The organism is Microbulbifer weihaiensis, assembly GCF_048323715.1.
Classification (GTDB): Bacteria; Pseudomonadota; Gammaproteobacteria; order Pseudomonadales; family Cellvibrionaceae; genus Microbulbifer.
The window spans coordinates 600,644-615,178 of record NZ_JBLWFL010000001.1 but is presented as its reverse complement, the minus strand read 5'-3'; the positions used below and the strand labels follow the sequence as shown (position 1 = coordinate 615,178).

12 protein-coding genes are annotated in these 14,535 nt (G+C 57.7%); 7 read left to right on the top strand and 5 right to left on the bottom strand.

What is annotated here, in order from left to right; all coding sequences use genetic code 11:
* Positions 1 to 56 precede the first annotated feature (56 nt).
* Together ACNKU7_RS02640 and ACNKU7_RS02635 are read right to left on the bottom strand one after the other, a co-directional pair.
* Complete coding sequence (locus ACNKU7_RS02640) at positions 57 to 2,459, bottom strand: hypothetical protein (protein ID WP_418295407.1); 2,403 nt, start codon at positions 2,457 to 2,459, stop codon at positions 57 to 59.
* A complete protein-coding gene (locus ACNKU7_RS02635; RefSeq protein WP_418295406.1) occupies positions 2,459 to 3,136 on the bottom strand; it encodes a hypothetical protein in 678 nt (225 codons plus the stop codon). The genes ACNKU7_RS02640 and ACNKU7_RS02635 overlap by 1 nt, the downstream gene beginning before the upstream one ends.
* Positions 3,137 to 3,473: 337 nt before the next feature.
* Between ACNKU7_RS02635 and ACNKU7_RS02630 the strand changes: the two genes are divergently transcribed.
* A complete protein-coding gene (locus ACNKU7_RS02630) occupies positions 3,474 to 4,520 on the top strand; it encodes an NADP-dependent oxidoreductase (protein WP_418295405.1) in 1,047 nt (348 codons plus the stop codon).
* A gap of 52 nt (positions 4,521 to 4,572) precedes the next feature.
* Complete coding sequence (locus tag ACNKU7_RS02625) at positions 4,573 to 5,253, top strand: type 1 glutamine amidotransferase domain-containing protein (RefSeq protein WP_418295404.1); 681 nt, start codon at positions 4,573 to 4,575, stop codon at positions 5,251 to 5,253.
* A 123-nt stretch (positions 5,254 to 5,376) separates the two neighbouring features.
* Here ACNKU7_RS02625 and ACNKU7_RS02620 read toward each other — a convergent pair whose 3' ends face one another.
* Positions 5,377 to 6,945: a hypothetical protein gene (locus tag ACNKU7_RS02620; protein WP_418295403.1), complete on the bottom strand. Its 1,569-nt coding sequence runs from the start codon at positions 6,943 to 6,945 to the stop codon at positions 5,377 to 5,379.
* Between the two features lie 344 nt (positions 6,946 to 7,289).
* Positions 7,290 to 8,780 (bottom strand): DEAD/DEAH box helicase, encoded by a 1,491-nt coding sequence (locus tag ACNKU7_RS02615; RefSeq protein WP_418295402.1) that lies wholly within the window; start codon positions 8,778 to 8,780, stop codon positions 7,290 to 7,292.
* A gap of 545 nt (positions 8,781 to 9,325) precedes the next feature.
* Between ACNKU7_RS02615 and ACNKU7_RS02610 the strand changes: the two genes are divergently transcribed.
* Both ACNKU7_RS02610 and ACNKU7_RS02605 read left to right on the top strand, forming a co-directional pair.
* A complete protein-coding gene (locus tag ACNKU7_RS02610; RefSeq protein WP_418295401.1) occupies positions 9,326 to 9,877 on the top strand; it encodes a GNAT family N-acetyltransferase in 552 nt (183 codons plus the stop codon).
* Positions 9,878 to 10,089: 212 nt separating this feature from the next.
* Positions 10,090 to 11,004 (top strand): bile acid:sodium symporter family protein, encoded by a 915-nt coding sequence (locus ACNKU7_RS02605; protein WP_418295400.1) that lies wholly within the window; start codon positions 10,090 to 10,092, stop codon positions 11,002 to 11,004.
* A gap of 25 nt (positions 11,005 to 11,029) precedes the next feature.
* On the opposite strand, the gene ACNKU7_RS02600 is transcribed toward ACNKU7_RS02605, so the two are convergent.
* The gene (locus ACNKU7_RS02600) at positions 11,030 to 11,722 is read right to left on the bottom strand and encodes a Crp/Fnr family transcriptional regulator (protein ID WP_418295399.1); all 693 of its coding nucleotides are present in this window, start codon (positions 11,720 to 11,722) and stop codon (positions 11,030 to 11,032) included.
* A 136-nt stretch (positions 11,723 to 11,858) separates the two neighbouring features.
* Between ACNKU7_RS02600 and ACNKU7_RS02595 the strand changes: the two genes are divergently transcribed.
* The 3 genes from ACNKU7_RS02595 to ACNKU7_RS02585 all read left to right on the top strand — a co-directional run bounded on the left by ACNKU7_RS02595 (position 11,859) and on the right by ACNKU7_RS02585 (position 14,425).
* Positions 11,859 to 12,632: a class II aldolase/adducin family protein gene (locus tag ACNKU7_RS02595; protein ID WP_418295398.1), complete on the top strand. Its 774-nt coding sequence runs from the start codon at positions 11,859 to 11,861 to the stop codon at positions 12,630 to 12,632.
* Positions 12,633 to 12,672: 40 nt separating this feature from the next.
* Positions 12,673 to 13,281 (top strand): HD domain-containing protein, encoded by a 609-nt coding sequence (locus ACNKU7_RS02590; RefSeq protein WP_418295397.1) that lies wholly within the window; start codon positions 12,673 to 12,675, stop codon positions 13,279 to 13,281.
* Positions 13,282 to 13,360: 79 nt separating this feature from the next.
* A complete protein-coding gene (locus tag ACNKU7_RS02585) occupies positions 13,361 to 14,425 on the top strand; it encodes an alpha/beta hydrolase (RefSeq protein ID WP_418295396.1) in 1,065 nt (354 codons plus the stop codon).
* Positions 14,426 to 14,535: the final 110 nt, after the last annotated feature.

Here is a 14,535-nt window from a genome sequence, read left to right as displayed (position 1 = left end):
GCCAGTTCAGCGCAAAAAAAAGCGGGGCAATAGCCCCGCTTTTTTCTGATAGCCGTTTACTGAATCATTTCACAACGGCCAATCTCTGCACCATTGGCTACAGCTTCACGCAGTCCACCGGGAAAACCGGCCAGAACCGATTCGCTATTTTCGCACACATAGACCTGACTGAGATCCATGTGCCACGACTGACCACCGCTGACGCCCAGTATCTGGCTGCCGCTGCCGCTCAGGGCAATCGGATTGCTCATGGCCAGCTTTCCGAGTTCCGCAGCACCCTGTTCCCGCAGGAAACGGCTCAGTTCCAGCCAGCCAATATCTTCGACCCACAGGGCGCCAAAGTAACCGAAGCGGCTGCCACCGGCCTGCCCAATCGCCACGCGACCATCATCGCTGATGTCCCTGACTGACATCGGCACGGCACCGTAGGACTGGGTGAGTTCTTCCGGCGTCAACAATTCACACAGGTTCCAGGAATAGAAGATGTATTGGATTTCCTCACACCAGGGCAGCGACCCGATATTGGTGACCGCGTCTTCGGCGAGCCCCTTGCGCGCATCCCAGAGTTTGACCCCGAAGTTACTCGTCAAGGCAACGCGGCTGCCATCGAAATTGGCGACCTTGGCCTGCTTGGCGCCGAACGCAGAGGTAAGATCCAGCAATGGCCCTTCATTTACCCAGGCAACCGCCTGGCTGTAATTCACCTGCCCCAGTGCCACCTTGCCGTTGCCAGACAACCCATGGGCAAAGGCATAAAGGGTGCGGTTCCAGTTGACGCTGCTCGTATCCAACTCACGGATACCACCCTTCTCATCCCAGATAAAGGGCGCCATTTCGCCGCTGAAGTATTCCTGGCAGTTGCCGTTTCCGTTCAGGTCCCGGTATGCCAGGCCCGCAACAGTCGAACCCGAGTCGTCCATGGCAGAGCCGAGTGCACTGATTTTCACCCCGCTGAATGACGTCGATACCCGGCACTGGCTGTCACCAAGGTAACCTACAGAGAGGTCACGCTGCGCGGACCAGACCGTGGGCTCCATGATGCCATTGCCATCCTGGTCATGCTGCACCAGCACATGCTGGCCATTGCGGCTCAGGCGCGACTCGGCGCCGACATAGCGGCTGGGGAGAATTTCGAAGCCCTGGTCGGTATCCCAGATCACGGCATTCAAGCCGGCGGTGCCCACGGCCTTGCGGCCGCTTTTGGACATATCAGAGAAAGTAACCGAAGAGAGCGGCGTCACCTGTACGCCCTTCATATACCCGTTAAGGGTAAAGTCGGCTTCCTTGGTAACACCGGCTTCCGCCGTGATTGGTGTGCGCGCACACACATCGTCGGCGAGGGGATCACTACTTTCACGCTCGTTCCAGTATTCCGCCGTCGAAAGTAAAGGTTGCGGCATTGTCGGGAAGCCGCCGGCCTCGATTGGCTCGATATACAGCACGTACTGCTCACCGGGCGTAAGGTTGCGAATGGTATACCGACCATCGGGGCCCACCTTGCCCTGGGTGGAGGAACCGGACATATCCGACACTGCGTCGAACAGTGGATTATTGACGTTACGTGCAACCACGTTGATGCCACTGTACTCCGTTCTACCGTCCTTGAGGCGCAGCACGCCGGTAATGGTTCCGGTGGAGCTGGCGTAGTCGGCGCTCGGGTATAAGTTAGAGATGGCTGCTACATCGTCTGGATGCTCAACAGTGCTCTGGTGGGCTGCGCCGGCACTGTAGTGATCGATGAAGGGATACATGGTCTCGATCATCGCCGGATCGCCACCGGCAATCGGGTTTACACCACAACCTGGAACACCGGGGTAAAGTTTATTCAGGAAAGAACTCAGGTACGCGAGCTGTCCATTGACCTGGGTGTGGGAGAGGTTGATTGCATGGCCAAATTCATGGGTGAAAACCCCGGCAATCTGGCTGCCGTCGTCATTTGGGGCAACCGCCCAGCCATTCATCACCGCAGTGGCTTCAATAATATTGCCGTTGCCATCACTGATTTCCGGGAAGGCGATACCAAGAATGGACTCTTTAGGCACCCCGAAGACATCCTCCAGAATACTGCCATCGGTATCGTACAGCACCCAGAAACCGTAGCCGTTTTCCTGTCCGTAAAGCTGGTACGCATTGTCTCCGGTAACATCGGCGATCCCCAGTTTTTCCTCAATGGTGCCTTGTACGTTGGCGGAAAAAGTGGATGTTGGTACATCACTCCAGCTCTTGAAGCCCAGAGCGGTCAATTCGTTGGCCCGGTCGATGGTGATCCGAACCTGGCCGTCAGCAGCCACGGTAAAGCCTGGGCCACCATCGGTATACACAGGAATGGGGCCGGCGCTGGTATCCCACTTCAGAGGTACAGGAGATCGGCTATCCGTGGTGTAAAGGGGACCTGCGGCGAGCGTACTGCTGCTGGCCATTGCGAGGCCGAGGCAAAGGGAAATTTTGGATAATTTCATTATTTCATCTCTCCTTTACCAATCCAGTCTTCGGCTACCGCTGTATGCACCAAATCCATAAACGCCGCCGTATCAACGGCACCAGTCTGAGACAGCATGTTGCGCTGTTCCGGGCTGAGCAGGGATGAATTGATTTCGACGCCATCGAATAAACCGGCATTATTGAATTCATTACTCAATTTGCCATTGGTCAAACTGAGCTTTCCCTGCGCCATGCCGGCGGTGGTCTGCAGCCCGGTGTGCCTGGCTTTTTCGTGCATAAACGCCAGCACGTATTCACCTTTCGTCCAGCGGGGAAATCCCTCTGGCGTGATCGCAAGCATTTTGTGGCCGTTGGGCAGCGTGCGATGTTGCAGCAGTCCAAACTGGCGAAATCTGTATTCGCTGCCTTCCTTGTGGTTACCTTTTGCCGCCGTGCCTACGTTAATCGTCACTTCGGTATAGGGAATTCCCTGCTCGGTAAAACCGTCACGTACCCCGGCAACTTCACCGGCCACTATCGACTCCGAGGCTTGAATGAGTTGGGTCAGGTTTTGATTCTTGAGCTTGGCGGCTTGCACCACCGGCGACAGGAGCACCAGGCTGGCCAGTGCAAACACAGCCGTAAAAATACGTCGGTACTCGTTGAATAAATTTCTCAATGCTAATTCCTTATTATTTGTATTCTGGTGAATCAATTGATTTCAAAAAACATAACCCACGCTTTGGCGGGAAAATCCACATTAGCAGAGCCCCAAAAACCGGGATAGTAGACTCCTCAGTCCGATTAAAAGATCTGCCAACAGCCTCCCAGTAGCTGGGTGAACTACATTGCATATTCCTGCAAAACACCCCTTGGAAAGTGCCCGCCAGTCGGCATTGCTCAATACTGTGCTGCCGCGATTGAACTGACTTATGAGTATTTCCAGCACCTTCAGCACTTTTCTAATAGCCAAAAACTTTTAGAAGTACACCCGAATGGAACGGAATCGACAAAATTCCGACTACAACTAAGACCAGCAATGGAGACCGCCCATGAGCCTGAACCAGTCCAAAGATCACAATCGCCGCCTTGTACTCGCTTCGCGCCCGGTCGGAGCACCGGGCCCGGATAATTTCCGCCTCGAACAGACCGATATCCCGCAGCCGGCGGATGGCCAGGTACTCCTGCGCACGGTTTTCCTCTCTCTGGATCCTTACATGCGCGGGCGGATGAGCGATGCGCCGTCTTACGCTGAACCGGTGGGCATCGGTGAGGTGATGGTGGGCGGCACCGTAAACCGGGTTGTGGATTCCCGCCTCGATGGCTTTGAGGCAGGGGACTGGGTGCTCTCCTATACCTGTGGCTGGCAGGACTACGCCCTGTCGGATGGCACCATGCTGATCAATCTAGGCAAAAGTCCCGCACAGCCGTCGCTCGCACTGGGTGTACTCGGCATGCCCGGCTTTACTGCCTACATGGGCCTGCTGGATATCGGCGCGCCCAAGGAAGGTGAAACGCTGGTCGTTGCCGCAGCCACTGGGCCGGTGGGCGCCACCGTAGGCCAGATCGGCAAACTGAAAGGCTGTCGTGTAATCGGCGTTGCCGGTGGCGCGGAGAAATGTCGCTTTGCGGTGGACGAGCTGGGTTTTGATGCCTGTGTCGATCACTACGCAGATGATTTCGCCGCGCAGCTGTCCGCGGCCTGCCCAAGCGGCATTGACGTCTACTACGAGAATGTCGGCGGCAAGGTACTGGACGGCGTTTTGCCACTTCTGAATACCGGCGCGCGCATCCCGGTATGCGGCCTGATTTCCCAGTACAACGCCACCAACCTGCCGGAAGGGCCAGACCGCCTCGGGCTGTTGATGGGGCTGATCCTGACCAAGCGCCTGAGGGTACAGGGCTTTATCATTTTCGATGACTACGGCCACCGCTACGATGAGTTTTACCAGGATATGTCGCGCTGGTATGCGGAGGGCAAAATCAAATATCGCGAGCAGGTTGTCGACAACCTGGAGCAGGCCCCCGAAGCCCTTGCCGGATTGCTCGAGGGCAAGAACTTCGGCAAGCTGGTCATCCGGGTGGGTGACGACGACTGAGGCAACCGCGAAAATACATACCAACTTGAAATAAAGTAAAGCAGGTAGACCTATGAAAATTCTGATGGTGCTGACATCCCACGACCAGCTGGGAGATACCGGCAATAAAACCGGCTTCTGGCTCGAGGAATTTGCCGCGCCCTACTACGTGTTCAAAGATGCCGGGGCCAACATCACCCTGGCATCTCCCAAGGGCGGCCAACCGCCGCTGGATCCGAAAAGCGATGACCCGGATGCGCAGACTGACGCGACCCGCCGGTTTGCCGAAGACGCGGACAGCAAGGCTCAGCTCGCCAACACCCTGCCCCTGGCAGACGTTGATGCGGATGCGTTCGATGCGGTGTTCTATCCCGGCGGGCACGGCCCATTGTGGGATCTGGCCGAGGACGAGCGCTCCATCGAACTGATCGAACAGTTTTTTGCTGCACAGAAACCGGTGGCGGCGGTGTGCCATGCCCCCGCGGTGTTCCGTCATGTACGCGCCGAAAATGGCATTTCACTGGTGGCCGGCAAGAAGGTCACCGGGTTTAGCAATAGCGAGGAAGAGGCCGTGGGGCTCACGGATGTGGTGCCATTCCTGGTGGAAGACATGCTGCAGAAAAATGGCGGCCACTACTCCAAAGCGGACGACTGGCAAAGCCACGTGGTGCGCGACGGCCTTCTGATCACTGGCCAAAACCCGGCCTCATCTGAAGGCACCGCCAAGGTGTTGCTGGATGCGCTGTCCGGCTGACGTTGAACCAGCAATCACCAGGTACAAATAAAAAACCGGAAAGCACAGGGGCCTTCCGGTTTTTTTTGGCTAACGCATCAATCGGCTGTTTACCCTGGCCGATTGTTCGCGCCTTCACACAAATCAGTGCGCGCGCGCGCGACGCGAATGCATCAACTCTTTGTATCGCGCTGCGTCGCTATTGATTACGGGCGAGAAGCTGCGCAATGCCCTCGGCTGTACCGCAGCACTATTCATGCAGGCTTCAAGCAGGCAACTCAGGATAAATTCGCGATCTGCCAGTTCCTGGAACTGACGCAGCTCTCCGGTGACCGGATCTTGAACAAAGAAGGGGTCGTCTTCACCGGTCGCAAAATTGCGCACGACGCCGGTCATGAACGGAGACAGCTCTGCCACTTGACCCTGTTCACGCTCGACTACGTGACTAAAAGACGTGTTGGTTTCAGTACCGTGACAGCCATTACAGGTGTTCAGGCTGACAATATGCCGCGCTTCGTTATTGACGATGCCCGGGCCGTCCCAATCGGAAACCGGTGCTGCAAATGCACCGAACTCCACATCAGAAAAACCACCCAGCAACGGTTGGCCGGCAAACGTCAGCGGTACGATATAGCTACCATCGAGGATCTCGGCTTCTGCGCTGTTTACATAGTCCGCAAACAACTGGGTACCGTTCAGCGAGCCCGCCGGGGTCTGGGCCACAGTGGCGGGTTCCAGCAAACCGGTTTCCGCGCTCAGCTTGAACTCGCGCAACTGCCAGGGTGCATCAAACGGCAGTTCGTTGGTGCGCAACTGGTTCAGCGCGCTGCCATTGGGCTTGTGGGGCACCGCGTTTTTGCCGGTAAAACGGCCGGTAAGCTCGATCAGTTGCTGATTGAACTGCTCGCCGAACTCCAATGCGCCGAGCGCATGGAAGGCTTCAGCCCAGGCCAGCAATTCCTCTTCCGAGCTGGCTTCCAGCCCATATTCGAAAATCACTTTGGCGGGCAGAGACCCGCCGCTCGCGGGCTGGTTGAAACTGTAGATAAAGCGGGCTTCCCCGCCACTGATGACATTGCCATCCGCGTCGCGCTGGTGCAGATCCGGGCGGTAGACAATGGCCAGCAGGCGAAACAGGTCGATATCAAAATTGAGCGCGTCACTGGTGCCCTCGCTCATGCTGAGGCTGACGCCACGCCAGGGTTCGATAAACAGCGGCCCGATATCCGGGCGCGCAGGCACCACATCTTCGTTGATCACCTGCTGGTTGAGAAAGCTGTTGAGCCAGTGCAGGACAAAGGCCTCTTTTTCCGCATCAGTAGGGTTTTCCTGCGGCATCATCTGTTCAATCAAATGCTTCCACGACAGGGCGCCGCTGATCGCATGCTCGGAGTCCACCACCGACAGATCACGGATCATCAGCTCTTTCTCGATGACGACTTCATGGAATTCGGGCAGGCAGTCACCGTCGAGCGACCATTCGCCCCACTCACCGCTGTGGGTGGAAGGCAGGGTATTCTGGTTCCACCAGTTCGCGGTGTAGCGCTGAGCGCCCTCGGTCACCTGAGTACCGGTGGAGTAGGCGCTCGCGGGATCCCAATCGGAAACCCCAGTGCAGCTCACCTGGACGGACTGTGCGGAAACGGAAAATGAACATGTGGCGGCAACCGCCAGGGCCAGCGCGGACGCACTGGCACGAAAAGATCGATACATAACTCTACCCCAAATACGGGATCGCCCGCGATCCCCAGTACTGCATTCACGCCCCTCTGCGGGAACGCTCAAAATGCCGGCTTGTGACCCGGCAAAACAGGTCACACCGGAACCGCCAATGACAACGCTGTCATTGGCGTAAAAAATATTAATACTCCGCGGTCACAGAAGTCATACGATATAAAGTCACGAAAGACAGGTTCTGCCATCAGGATCTTTGGGGGAGGGAATTTTCTACAGGTAAGGGGCCAGCGTCGGTACACTTTTCCCTGTAAGTGACAGCTCACAAAAAAGCGGGCTCAAGGCCCGCTTAAATATAAAATATTTCCAACCGCGCGTTTGCTTCACGCGGTCTCAGTGCGCCGTGGGCGGCGCGGACGGTTGCGCTGCTCAGCGCCGCCTGCGCGATTGCCGCGCTCGCCATTACCGCCATTACCACTGCGCGCACCGTCCTGGCGACTGCGATTGCCGTTACCGGCACCATTACCAGAGGAGCGGGCCCCTTTTTCCGCGCGCTCGCCGCGGGGCTGGTTGCCGCGACCATCGGCGCGGTTGCCCTGGCGGCCCTCGCCATTGCCGGAACGGTTGCCGGAGCCATTACCGCCGGATCCATTGCGACGCGCAGCCGGCTTATTGCGGGCTGGGCCATCGCGACGAACCTGGGCTCCACGCGCCATCTTGCCGCCGGACTCCGGCAGCTGGTGATCCGGTTCAAAGCCGTCGATTTCTTCGCGCTCGATCTGCTTGTTGATCAGCTTTTCAATATCGCGCAGCTGCTTGATCTCATCCGCCGAAACCAGAGACACCGCCTGGCCGCGCGCGCCGGCGCGACCGGTGCGGCCAATACGGTGTACGTAATCTTCCGGCACATTCGGCAAGTCAAAGTTGACCACCTGTGGCAGCTGGTCAATATCGATACCGCGCGCGGCGATATCGGTGGCCACCAGAATCTGCACCTTGCCAGACTTGAAGTCGGCGAGGGCCTTGGTACGCGCATTCTGGCTCTTGTTGCCGTGAATCGCCGCCGCACTGATTTTGCTGCTCTCAAGCTGCTTCACCAGTCGGTTGGCGCCGTGCTTGGTACGGCTGAATACCAGCGCCTGATGCCAGTTGTTCTCGCGAATCAGGTGGCACAGCAATGCCGGCTTGCGCGCCTTGTCCACCGGGTGCAGCTTCTGGCGCACGGTTTCCGTCGTCGTATTGCGCGGGCTCACATCGATCTCAACCGGATCGTTCACCAGCCCCTTGGCCAGTGCGCGGATTTCCGGAGAGAAGGTGGCGGAGAACAGCAGGTTCTGACGCTTGGCCGGCAGGACGCGCAGAATTTTCTTGATGTCGTGGATAAAGCCCATGTCGAGCATGCGGTCCGCTTCATCCAGAACCAGGGCTTCCAGTTGATCAAACTTGATCGCGCGCTGGTTATACAGGTCGAGCAAGCGCCCCGGTGTGGCGACCAGAATGTCGGCACCGCCGCGCAGGCGCATCATTTGCGGGTTGATTTTCACCCCGCCAAATACCACCGAGTGACGCATCGGCAGATACTGGCTGTAGCTCTGCACATTGTCGAACACCTGAGCCGCAAGTTCGCGGGTCGGCGTCAGCACCAGTGCGCGCACCTGATTGTTGCGCGCGCGCTCGCCGGCGCTGAGGCGGTGCAGCAGAGGCAGGGTAAAACCGGCGGTTTTACCGGTACCGGTTTGGGCCGCGGCCATCACATCGCCGCCGCGCATAACCACCGGAATGGCCTGAGACTGAATCGGGGTCGGTTGGGTATAGCCCTGCTCCGCTACGGCGCGGGCCAATTCCGGCGCAAGGCCGAGATCTTCAAATAACATAAATCTGCTTGATATAGATTGTGGGCGCCCCGCAGTACACTGATTCCGATAGTGGGAAAAGTCGTCTGCGCGGACAGAAAATTCACAGGAGGTGCGAGGCTGGTATCAGTGCGCCGTGCGCATTTTGCAGAACCATCACCGGGCACGCCGCCGCGGGCGTTAGCCAGAAATTCCTCTCTGGCGCTTTGCGGCATTCAGTAGAAGAGGGTCGGATACAATAAGAGAAATATTGTTCCGAAACAGAGCCGGGAAACAGTCCGGCCTACAGATGACGCAGCTGGCGGTATGGCCAGCCGCGGCACTATAACACAAGGCTGCAGACTACCTAGTTTTATTTTGCCGATCGCAACCGCAACGCTAATTGGCCGCATCTTCCGGTTAAATCCCGCGAGTCACTTGGGAGGCATATCCGGTCACCGTACCCTTCAGTCATGACCGGCCTGATTTGGCCGCAACAATCGGTAACCGGAAAAATAGTGAACCACCGATTGAGCACGCTGCACGTTACGGTGTTTCAACCGTGGTTAACGGGGAGGTATTCGGCAATGACCGGCTCGACGAACAAGCACGCCAACGGAGATCTTTACAGTACGCGCTACACGCTCAGGGACGGCCGACAGGTGCTCATTCGCCCTGTGCGCGCCTCAGACGGAGATCTCGAACGCGATCTGGTCAGCGGCCTTTCCGCAGACTCCAGCCGCATGCGCTTTCTCGGAGGTATTGGCCAGATCAGCAAGCAGCTGATGAAAATCCTTACCGACAATGACCCGCAGCATGAAGCCTTCATTGCCCTAGCCAAAGACGAGGCCGGTAACGAGCGCGCCGTTGGTGTCGCCAACTTTGCCTGCGACCCGGATGGCCGCTCCTGTGAGTGTGCGGTGATGGTTGCGGACGAATGGCAGAACGCCGGCTTGGGCAAACACCTGCTGCACGAACTGGTGGAGGCGGCCCGCGACGACGGCCTTGAAGAAATCTATTCCATTGAATCCGCCGGCAACAATGCCATTGACCACGTAGCCCGGGAGCTCGGCTTCGACTGCCACGCGGATCCGCGCGACTACACCATGGTCAGATACAGCCTGCACCTGCGCGAGTAACCCCCAACACGAGTCAACATTCACTGCGGCAGTAGACGCTGCCGCTCTCGCCATATATACCGGCTGTGTGCGCTCACGGCCAGCCACGTGACAGACTGTCAAATAATTTACATTCTGGGTCGCAGTAGACCTCCTACAATGCCAGGAGCGATGCAAACCAGTTTCACTGGTCTATAACAATTCAATCCAATAATAAAAGTGTGGAGTACCCTATGGAATCCGGCCCACTGACCTCGATTGGCCTGCCGATCTCGCTGTTTATTATCATGATCGGTATTGGCATGACCCTTACCGCACGTGACTTCCACCAGGTAACCGTCAAGCCCACCGGGTTGATCATCGGTACACTAACCCAGATATTGCTCATGCCATTGGCCGCCTTTGCCATCGCCTGGGCGCTGCAACTGTCACCGGCGATGGCCGTTGGCCTTGTGATCATTGCCGCCTGCCCGGGCGGCACCACCTCCAACCTGTTTACCCTGCTGGCGCGCGGCAATGTGGCGCTATCGATTGTACTGACGGTTTCCGCGAGTCTGATCACCATCATGTCGCTGCCGTTCTTCGCCAACTACGCGCTGCAAACCTACTACGACACGCAACAGGAAATCGCGCTGCCATTTTTGAAAACGGTGTTGATGCTATCGGTCATCGTGTTGCTGCCTGTTGCCATCGGCATGGTCATCAAGGCGACCAAACCGGCGCTGGCGGCTCGTGCGGAAAGTCTCGTGAGCCTTTTCGGCGCCCTGGTGATGGGAGTACTGATCGTTGCCGTTGTCTACGGCATTCGCGACCGCTTCCTCGACCTGCTGATCCAGTCCGGCCCTGCGGCCATTGCGCTTAACGTGCTGGGTATTGGCCTGGGGCTGCTGTGTGCAAAACTGGCCGGCTTGAGCAAGCGCGAAGGACTGGCGGTGGCCACGGAGCTTGGGATCAAGAATGGCACCCTGGGGCTGATGGTTACCCTGACACTGATGCAATCCAGTGAGATGTCAGTGCCGTCGGCCATCTATGGGGTGATTATGTTCCCGATCGGCTTCCTGCTGGCCGCGTACGGCCGCCGCGTCATCGGCAAAAATGACATCGAAGATAACACCGCGGGGAAAACCCAGGCGGTGGGCGAAGCCTAACTACAGCAAACACGGGCTGGCGTTTTCATTCCAGCCCGTCGACATATTTTTCCAGGCGCGCGGGATCCGCAATGGTCACGCGCCCGTACTCGAACTCAATCAGCCCCTGCGCCTCAATGTTTTTCAGCACCCGGTGCACCCCCTGGCGGGTCATCCCCATCATATTCGCCAGCAGCTCCCGGGTAAGCGCAAAACTCACCCCGGCACTGCTGTCGTCCACACGGTTGTGCATATGCGCCAAAAACAGCAGGCGTCGGCCAATCCGCGCCTCGGTACCCCGCAGTACATCATCCTGGATGACCGACATCGCAGACCACAGCCGGCGGCTCACCTGATCCAGCACCACCGGATAGGCCTCGGGAAAGCGCTGCAGCAATTCCCGCAATCCCTCCCCGGAAACTTCGGCAACCCGACAGTCATCGTGGGCAGTGGCGCCAAATACCCGCGGCATGCCCGGAGAAAATACTGTATCCCCAAACCAGGCGCCAACGTCCAGAATCGCCAGCATTGCTTCGCGTCCCTTGGCATTGCTGGAACAAATACGTACACGGCCCTCAGCAATGATGCACAGATTGCTCTGCATGGAGCCCGGGGGGTAAATGATTTCGCCCGCCGAATAGGTACGAATGCGGCAGAGCGGCAACAGTGTCGCCCGCGCCTTCTCGCTCAGTCCCGCCAAGAGCGGGCAAGTATCTATGATCGTCAGCAGGTCACGCATAGGGTCAAACTGAAAACCGGGCAGAAAATTGGAAGCAAAGTGTAAACGAATTGACAGTCACAGGCCCGGGGGCATTTCTAGAATGCGCCTGTAGAGCTAAAAAAAACCTAATAGCCAGATAACCAGAGAGAACACCATGCAACCGAACTTTGACTCCATTCCGTCTCTCGAAGGCAAAGTCAGCGCGGAAGAGTGGCAGTTGCGCGTCGACCTCGCCGCCGCCTATCGCCTGGTCGCCCACTATGGCTGGGACGAAATCGTATTCACCCACCTCTCGGTGCGCATACCGGGCCCGGAGCACCACTTCCTGATCAATCCCTTCGGTGCCCTGTTTGAAGAAATTACCGCGTCGAGCCTGGTTAAGATCGACGTCAACGGTGAGAAGGTCGACGACAGTCCCTTCCCGGTCAACCCGGCCGGCTTCACCATCCACAGTGCCATTCACGAGGCCCGTGAAGACGCCCAGTGTGTGATGCACACCCACACCACCGAGGGCGTAGCCGTGGCAGCGCACAGTGAAGGACTGCTGCCATTGTCCCAGCAGTCCCTGTTCCCGCTGTCAAACCTTGCTTACCACGACTACGAGGGCATTGCCGTCCGCGAAGACGAGAAAGTCCGCCTGGTTCGGGATCTCGGCACCGCTAATTACATGATTTTGCGCAACCACGGCCTGCTCACCTGCGGCGCAACCGTAGCTGATGCCTTCCTCGCAATGTTCATCCTGCAAAAGTCCTGCGAAATCCAGGTCGCCGCACTGGCCGGTAACCGCCCACTGACACCGGTGCCACAACCGATCATCGACAAGATCATTGGGGAAGGGAACAAGGTCACCAGCAACCAGGGCGGGAAAATCGCCTGGCCTGCGCTGCTGCGTAAACTCGACCGCATGGATCCCAGCTACCGCCGCTGATATTGCCCGGCCGTTTTAAACATTGAGAGAGAAAAAAATAATGGAAAATACCAACGAAAAACGCGCACAGTTTTCCCAAATGGAAGACGGCACCGCCGAAGACTGGAAGTGTATTGCCGATGCCTTCGGCCCGTTTGCGCAAAAGCTGCCGGAGCGCATTATTGCGCACCTGAAACTGCTTGATGGTGACTTCGGTGGTTTCCCGGTAGACCGCCTTACCCACTGCCTGCAGACGGCAACGTTTGCCTACCGGGATGGCAAGGACGAAGAGTATGTCGTGTGCGCCCTGCTACATGACATCGGCGACACCCTGGGCACATACAACCATGCCGACGTGGCCGCTGTGCTGCTGGAGCCCTTCGTCAGCGAAGCCAATCACTGGATGATCAAGCACCACGCCATCTTCCAGGGCTATTACTTCTTCCACTACCTGGGCATGGAAAGAAATCTGCGCGACCAGTACCGCGACCACGAACACTTTGCGCGCACGCTGGAATTTATCGAGAAATACGACGCGCCGGCGTTCAATCCGGAAGCCGAGGTATTGCCACTGGAATTTTTCGAGCCAATGCTCAAGCGCGTATTCGCACAGCCGAAAAAATCCCTGTACAAAAAAGCAGTCGATGAAAGTATGGCAGCGAGCGCCTGACAGTAATTGACTCCACGGTGGCAATTCGTCTCCGCGACAAATAGAGTATGCCTCACAGTCAATATTGTGAGGCATACCGATGTCCGGAAAGCGCCATTTCCTGCGGTTGCACCGCACCCTGTGGTTAATCCTGTTTGCCGCGCTGGTTCCACCACAAAGTGCCAGCGCCACGGAAATGCCCGCGGCGCTCACCATCCACCGCGACATCCCCTGGGCAGAAGTTAACGGCAGGGCACTCACTAGCGATATTTTCACCCCGCTGGAAAACGCCCCCGAGCCCCGACCAGTGGTGGTGATCTACCACGGTGGCGGCTGGCTGATTAACAGCAATCGCATCATGGATTCCGCTGCGCGCTATATCGCCAGCCACGGTGATTTTGTGGTGGCCAACATGAACTATCGCTTGCTGGGGGATAACGCCAACTCCACCAATATGGATGACATCGTCGAAGATGCGCTCGGCGGATTGCTCTGGGTAAAGGAAAACATCGCCCGCTATGGCGGCGACCCCTCGCGCATTGCGGTCACCGGAGACAGCGCCGGCGGGCACCTGAGCGCCATGGTATTACTCGCGGCACGCAACCTCAGCAGCGCGGGTTTTTCACCGGAAAGTCTCGCGTTCACCCCCACTTATTTACCCGGTGGCAAGACGCCGGAAGACATCGCGGAGCACGACGCCCTCGCGGTGCAGGCCGCGGTGTTGAGTTATGGCGCCTTTGACCTCTACAGTGCGGCGTTGGAAGGGTTTGAAAGTCCGGACAACTTCTTCTGGCAAATGGGCGGTGCCAAGGCGCGGGGGATGTTTGGTGCGGAATACAATGCGCAGCAAAACCCAGAACTCTACAAAGCCGTATCGCCGGTGTACCTGGTGCCGAAAGCCACCGAATACAAATTGCCTCCGGTGTTCGCCCACGTCGGCAGCAAGGACACCACCACGCCACCGCAGGCGGTGGAGCAGTTTGTGGATAAGTTGCGCTCTGCGGGACAGGACGTGGAATACAAAGTCTATCCGGGTAAAAACCATGCATTCCTCGAGAGCGGCTGCAATGAATACCTGGGCAATTGCTTCGATGAGGATGCCCCGGCAGCGCTGGACGATATGATTCAGTTCATCCAGCGCGTACTGACCGGCCGCGACAGCTAGGCGCAATACGCATGGCCAGGAATCAACGCCATACTCCCCCCGCAGGGGGGAGGCAGGGGCAACCTCTGCAGGGCACACTAACGTAGTACAATTGCGCCTACCTGAAAGCC

Excerpts from the sequence above, each read along its gene's own strand:
- ACNKU7_RS02585 (WP_418295396.1), top strand. The coding sequence starts at position 13,361 with ATGTCCGGAAAGCGCCATTTCCTGCGGTTGCACCGCACCCTGTGGTTA.
- ACNKU7_RS02630 (WP_418295405.1), top strand. The coding sequence starts at position 3,474 with ATGAGCCTGAACCAGTCCAAAGATCACAATCGCCGCCTTGTACTCGCT.
- ACNKU7_RS02620 (WP_418295403.1), bottom strand. The coding sequence starts at position 6,945 with ATGTATCGATCTTTTCGTGCCAGTGCGTCCGCGCTGGCCCTGGCGGTT.
- ACNKU7_RS02615 (WP_418295402.1), bottom strand. The coding sequence starts at position 8,780 with ATGTTATTTGAAGATCTCGGCCTTGCGCCGGAATTGGCCCGCGCCGTA.
- ACNKU7_RS02640 (WP_418295407.1), bottom strand. The coding sequence starts at position 2,459 with ATGAAATTATCCAAAATTTCCCTTTGCCTCGGCCTCGCAATGGCCAGC.
- ACNKU7_RS02595 (WP_418295398.1), top strand. The coding sequence starts at position 11,859 with ATGCAACCGAACTTTGACTCCATTCCGTCTCTCGAAGGCAAAGTCAGC.
- ACNKU7_RS02625 (WP_418295404.1), top strand. The coding sequence starts at position 4,573 with ATGAAAATTCTGATGGTGCTGACATCCCACGACCAGCTGGGAGATACC.
- ACNKU7_RS02605 (WP_418295400.1), top strand. The coding sequence starts at position 10,090 with ATGGAATCCGGCCCACTGACCTCGATTGGCCTGCCGATCTCGCTGTTT.
- ACNKU7_RS02590 (WP_418295397.1), top strand. The coding sequence starts at position 12,673 with ATGGAAAATACCAACGAAAAACGCGCACAGTTTTCCCAAATGGAAGAC.
- ACNKU7_RS02600 (WP_418295399.1), bottom strand. The coding sequence starts at position 11,722 with ATGCGTGACCTGCTGACGATCATAGATACTTGCCCGCTCTTGGCGGGA.
- ACNKU7_RS02610 (WP_418295401.1), top strand. The coding sequence starts at position 9,326 with ATGACCGGCTCGACGAACAAGCACGCCAACGGAGATCTTTACAGTACG.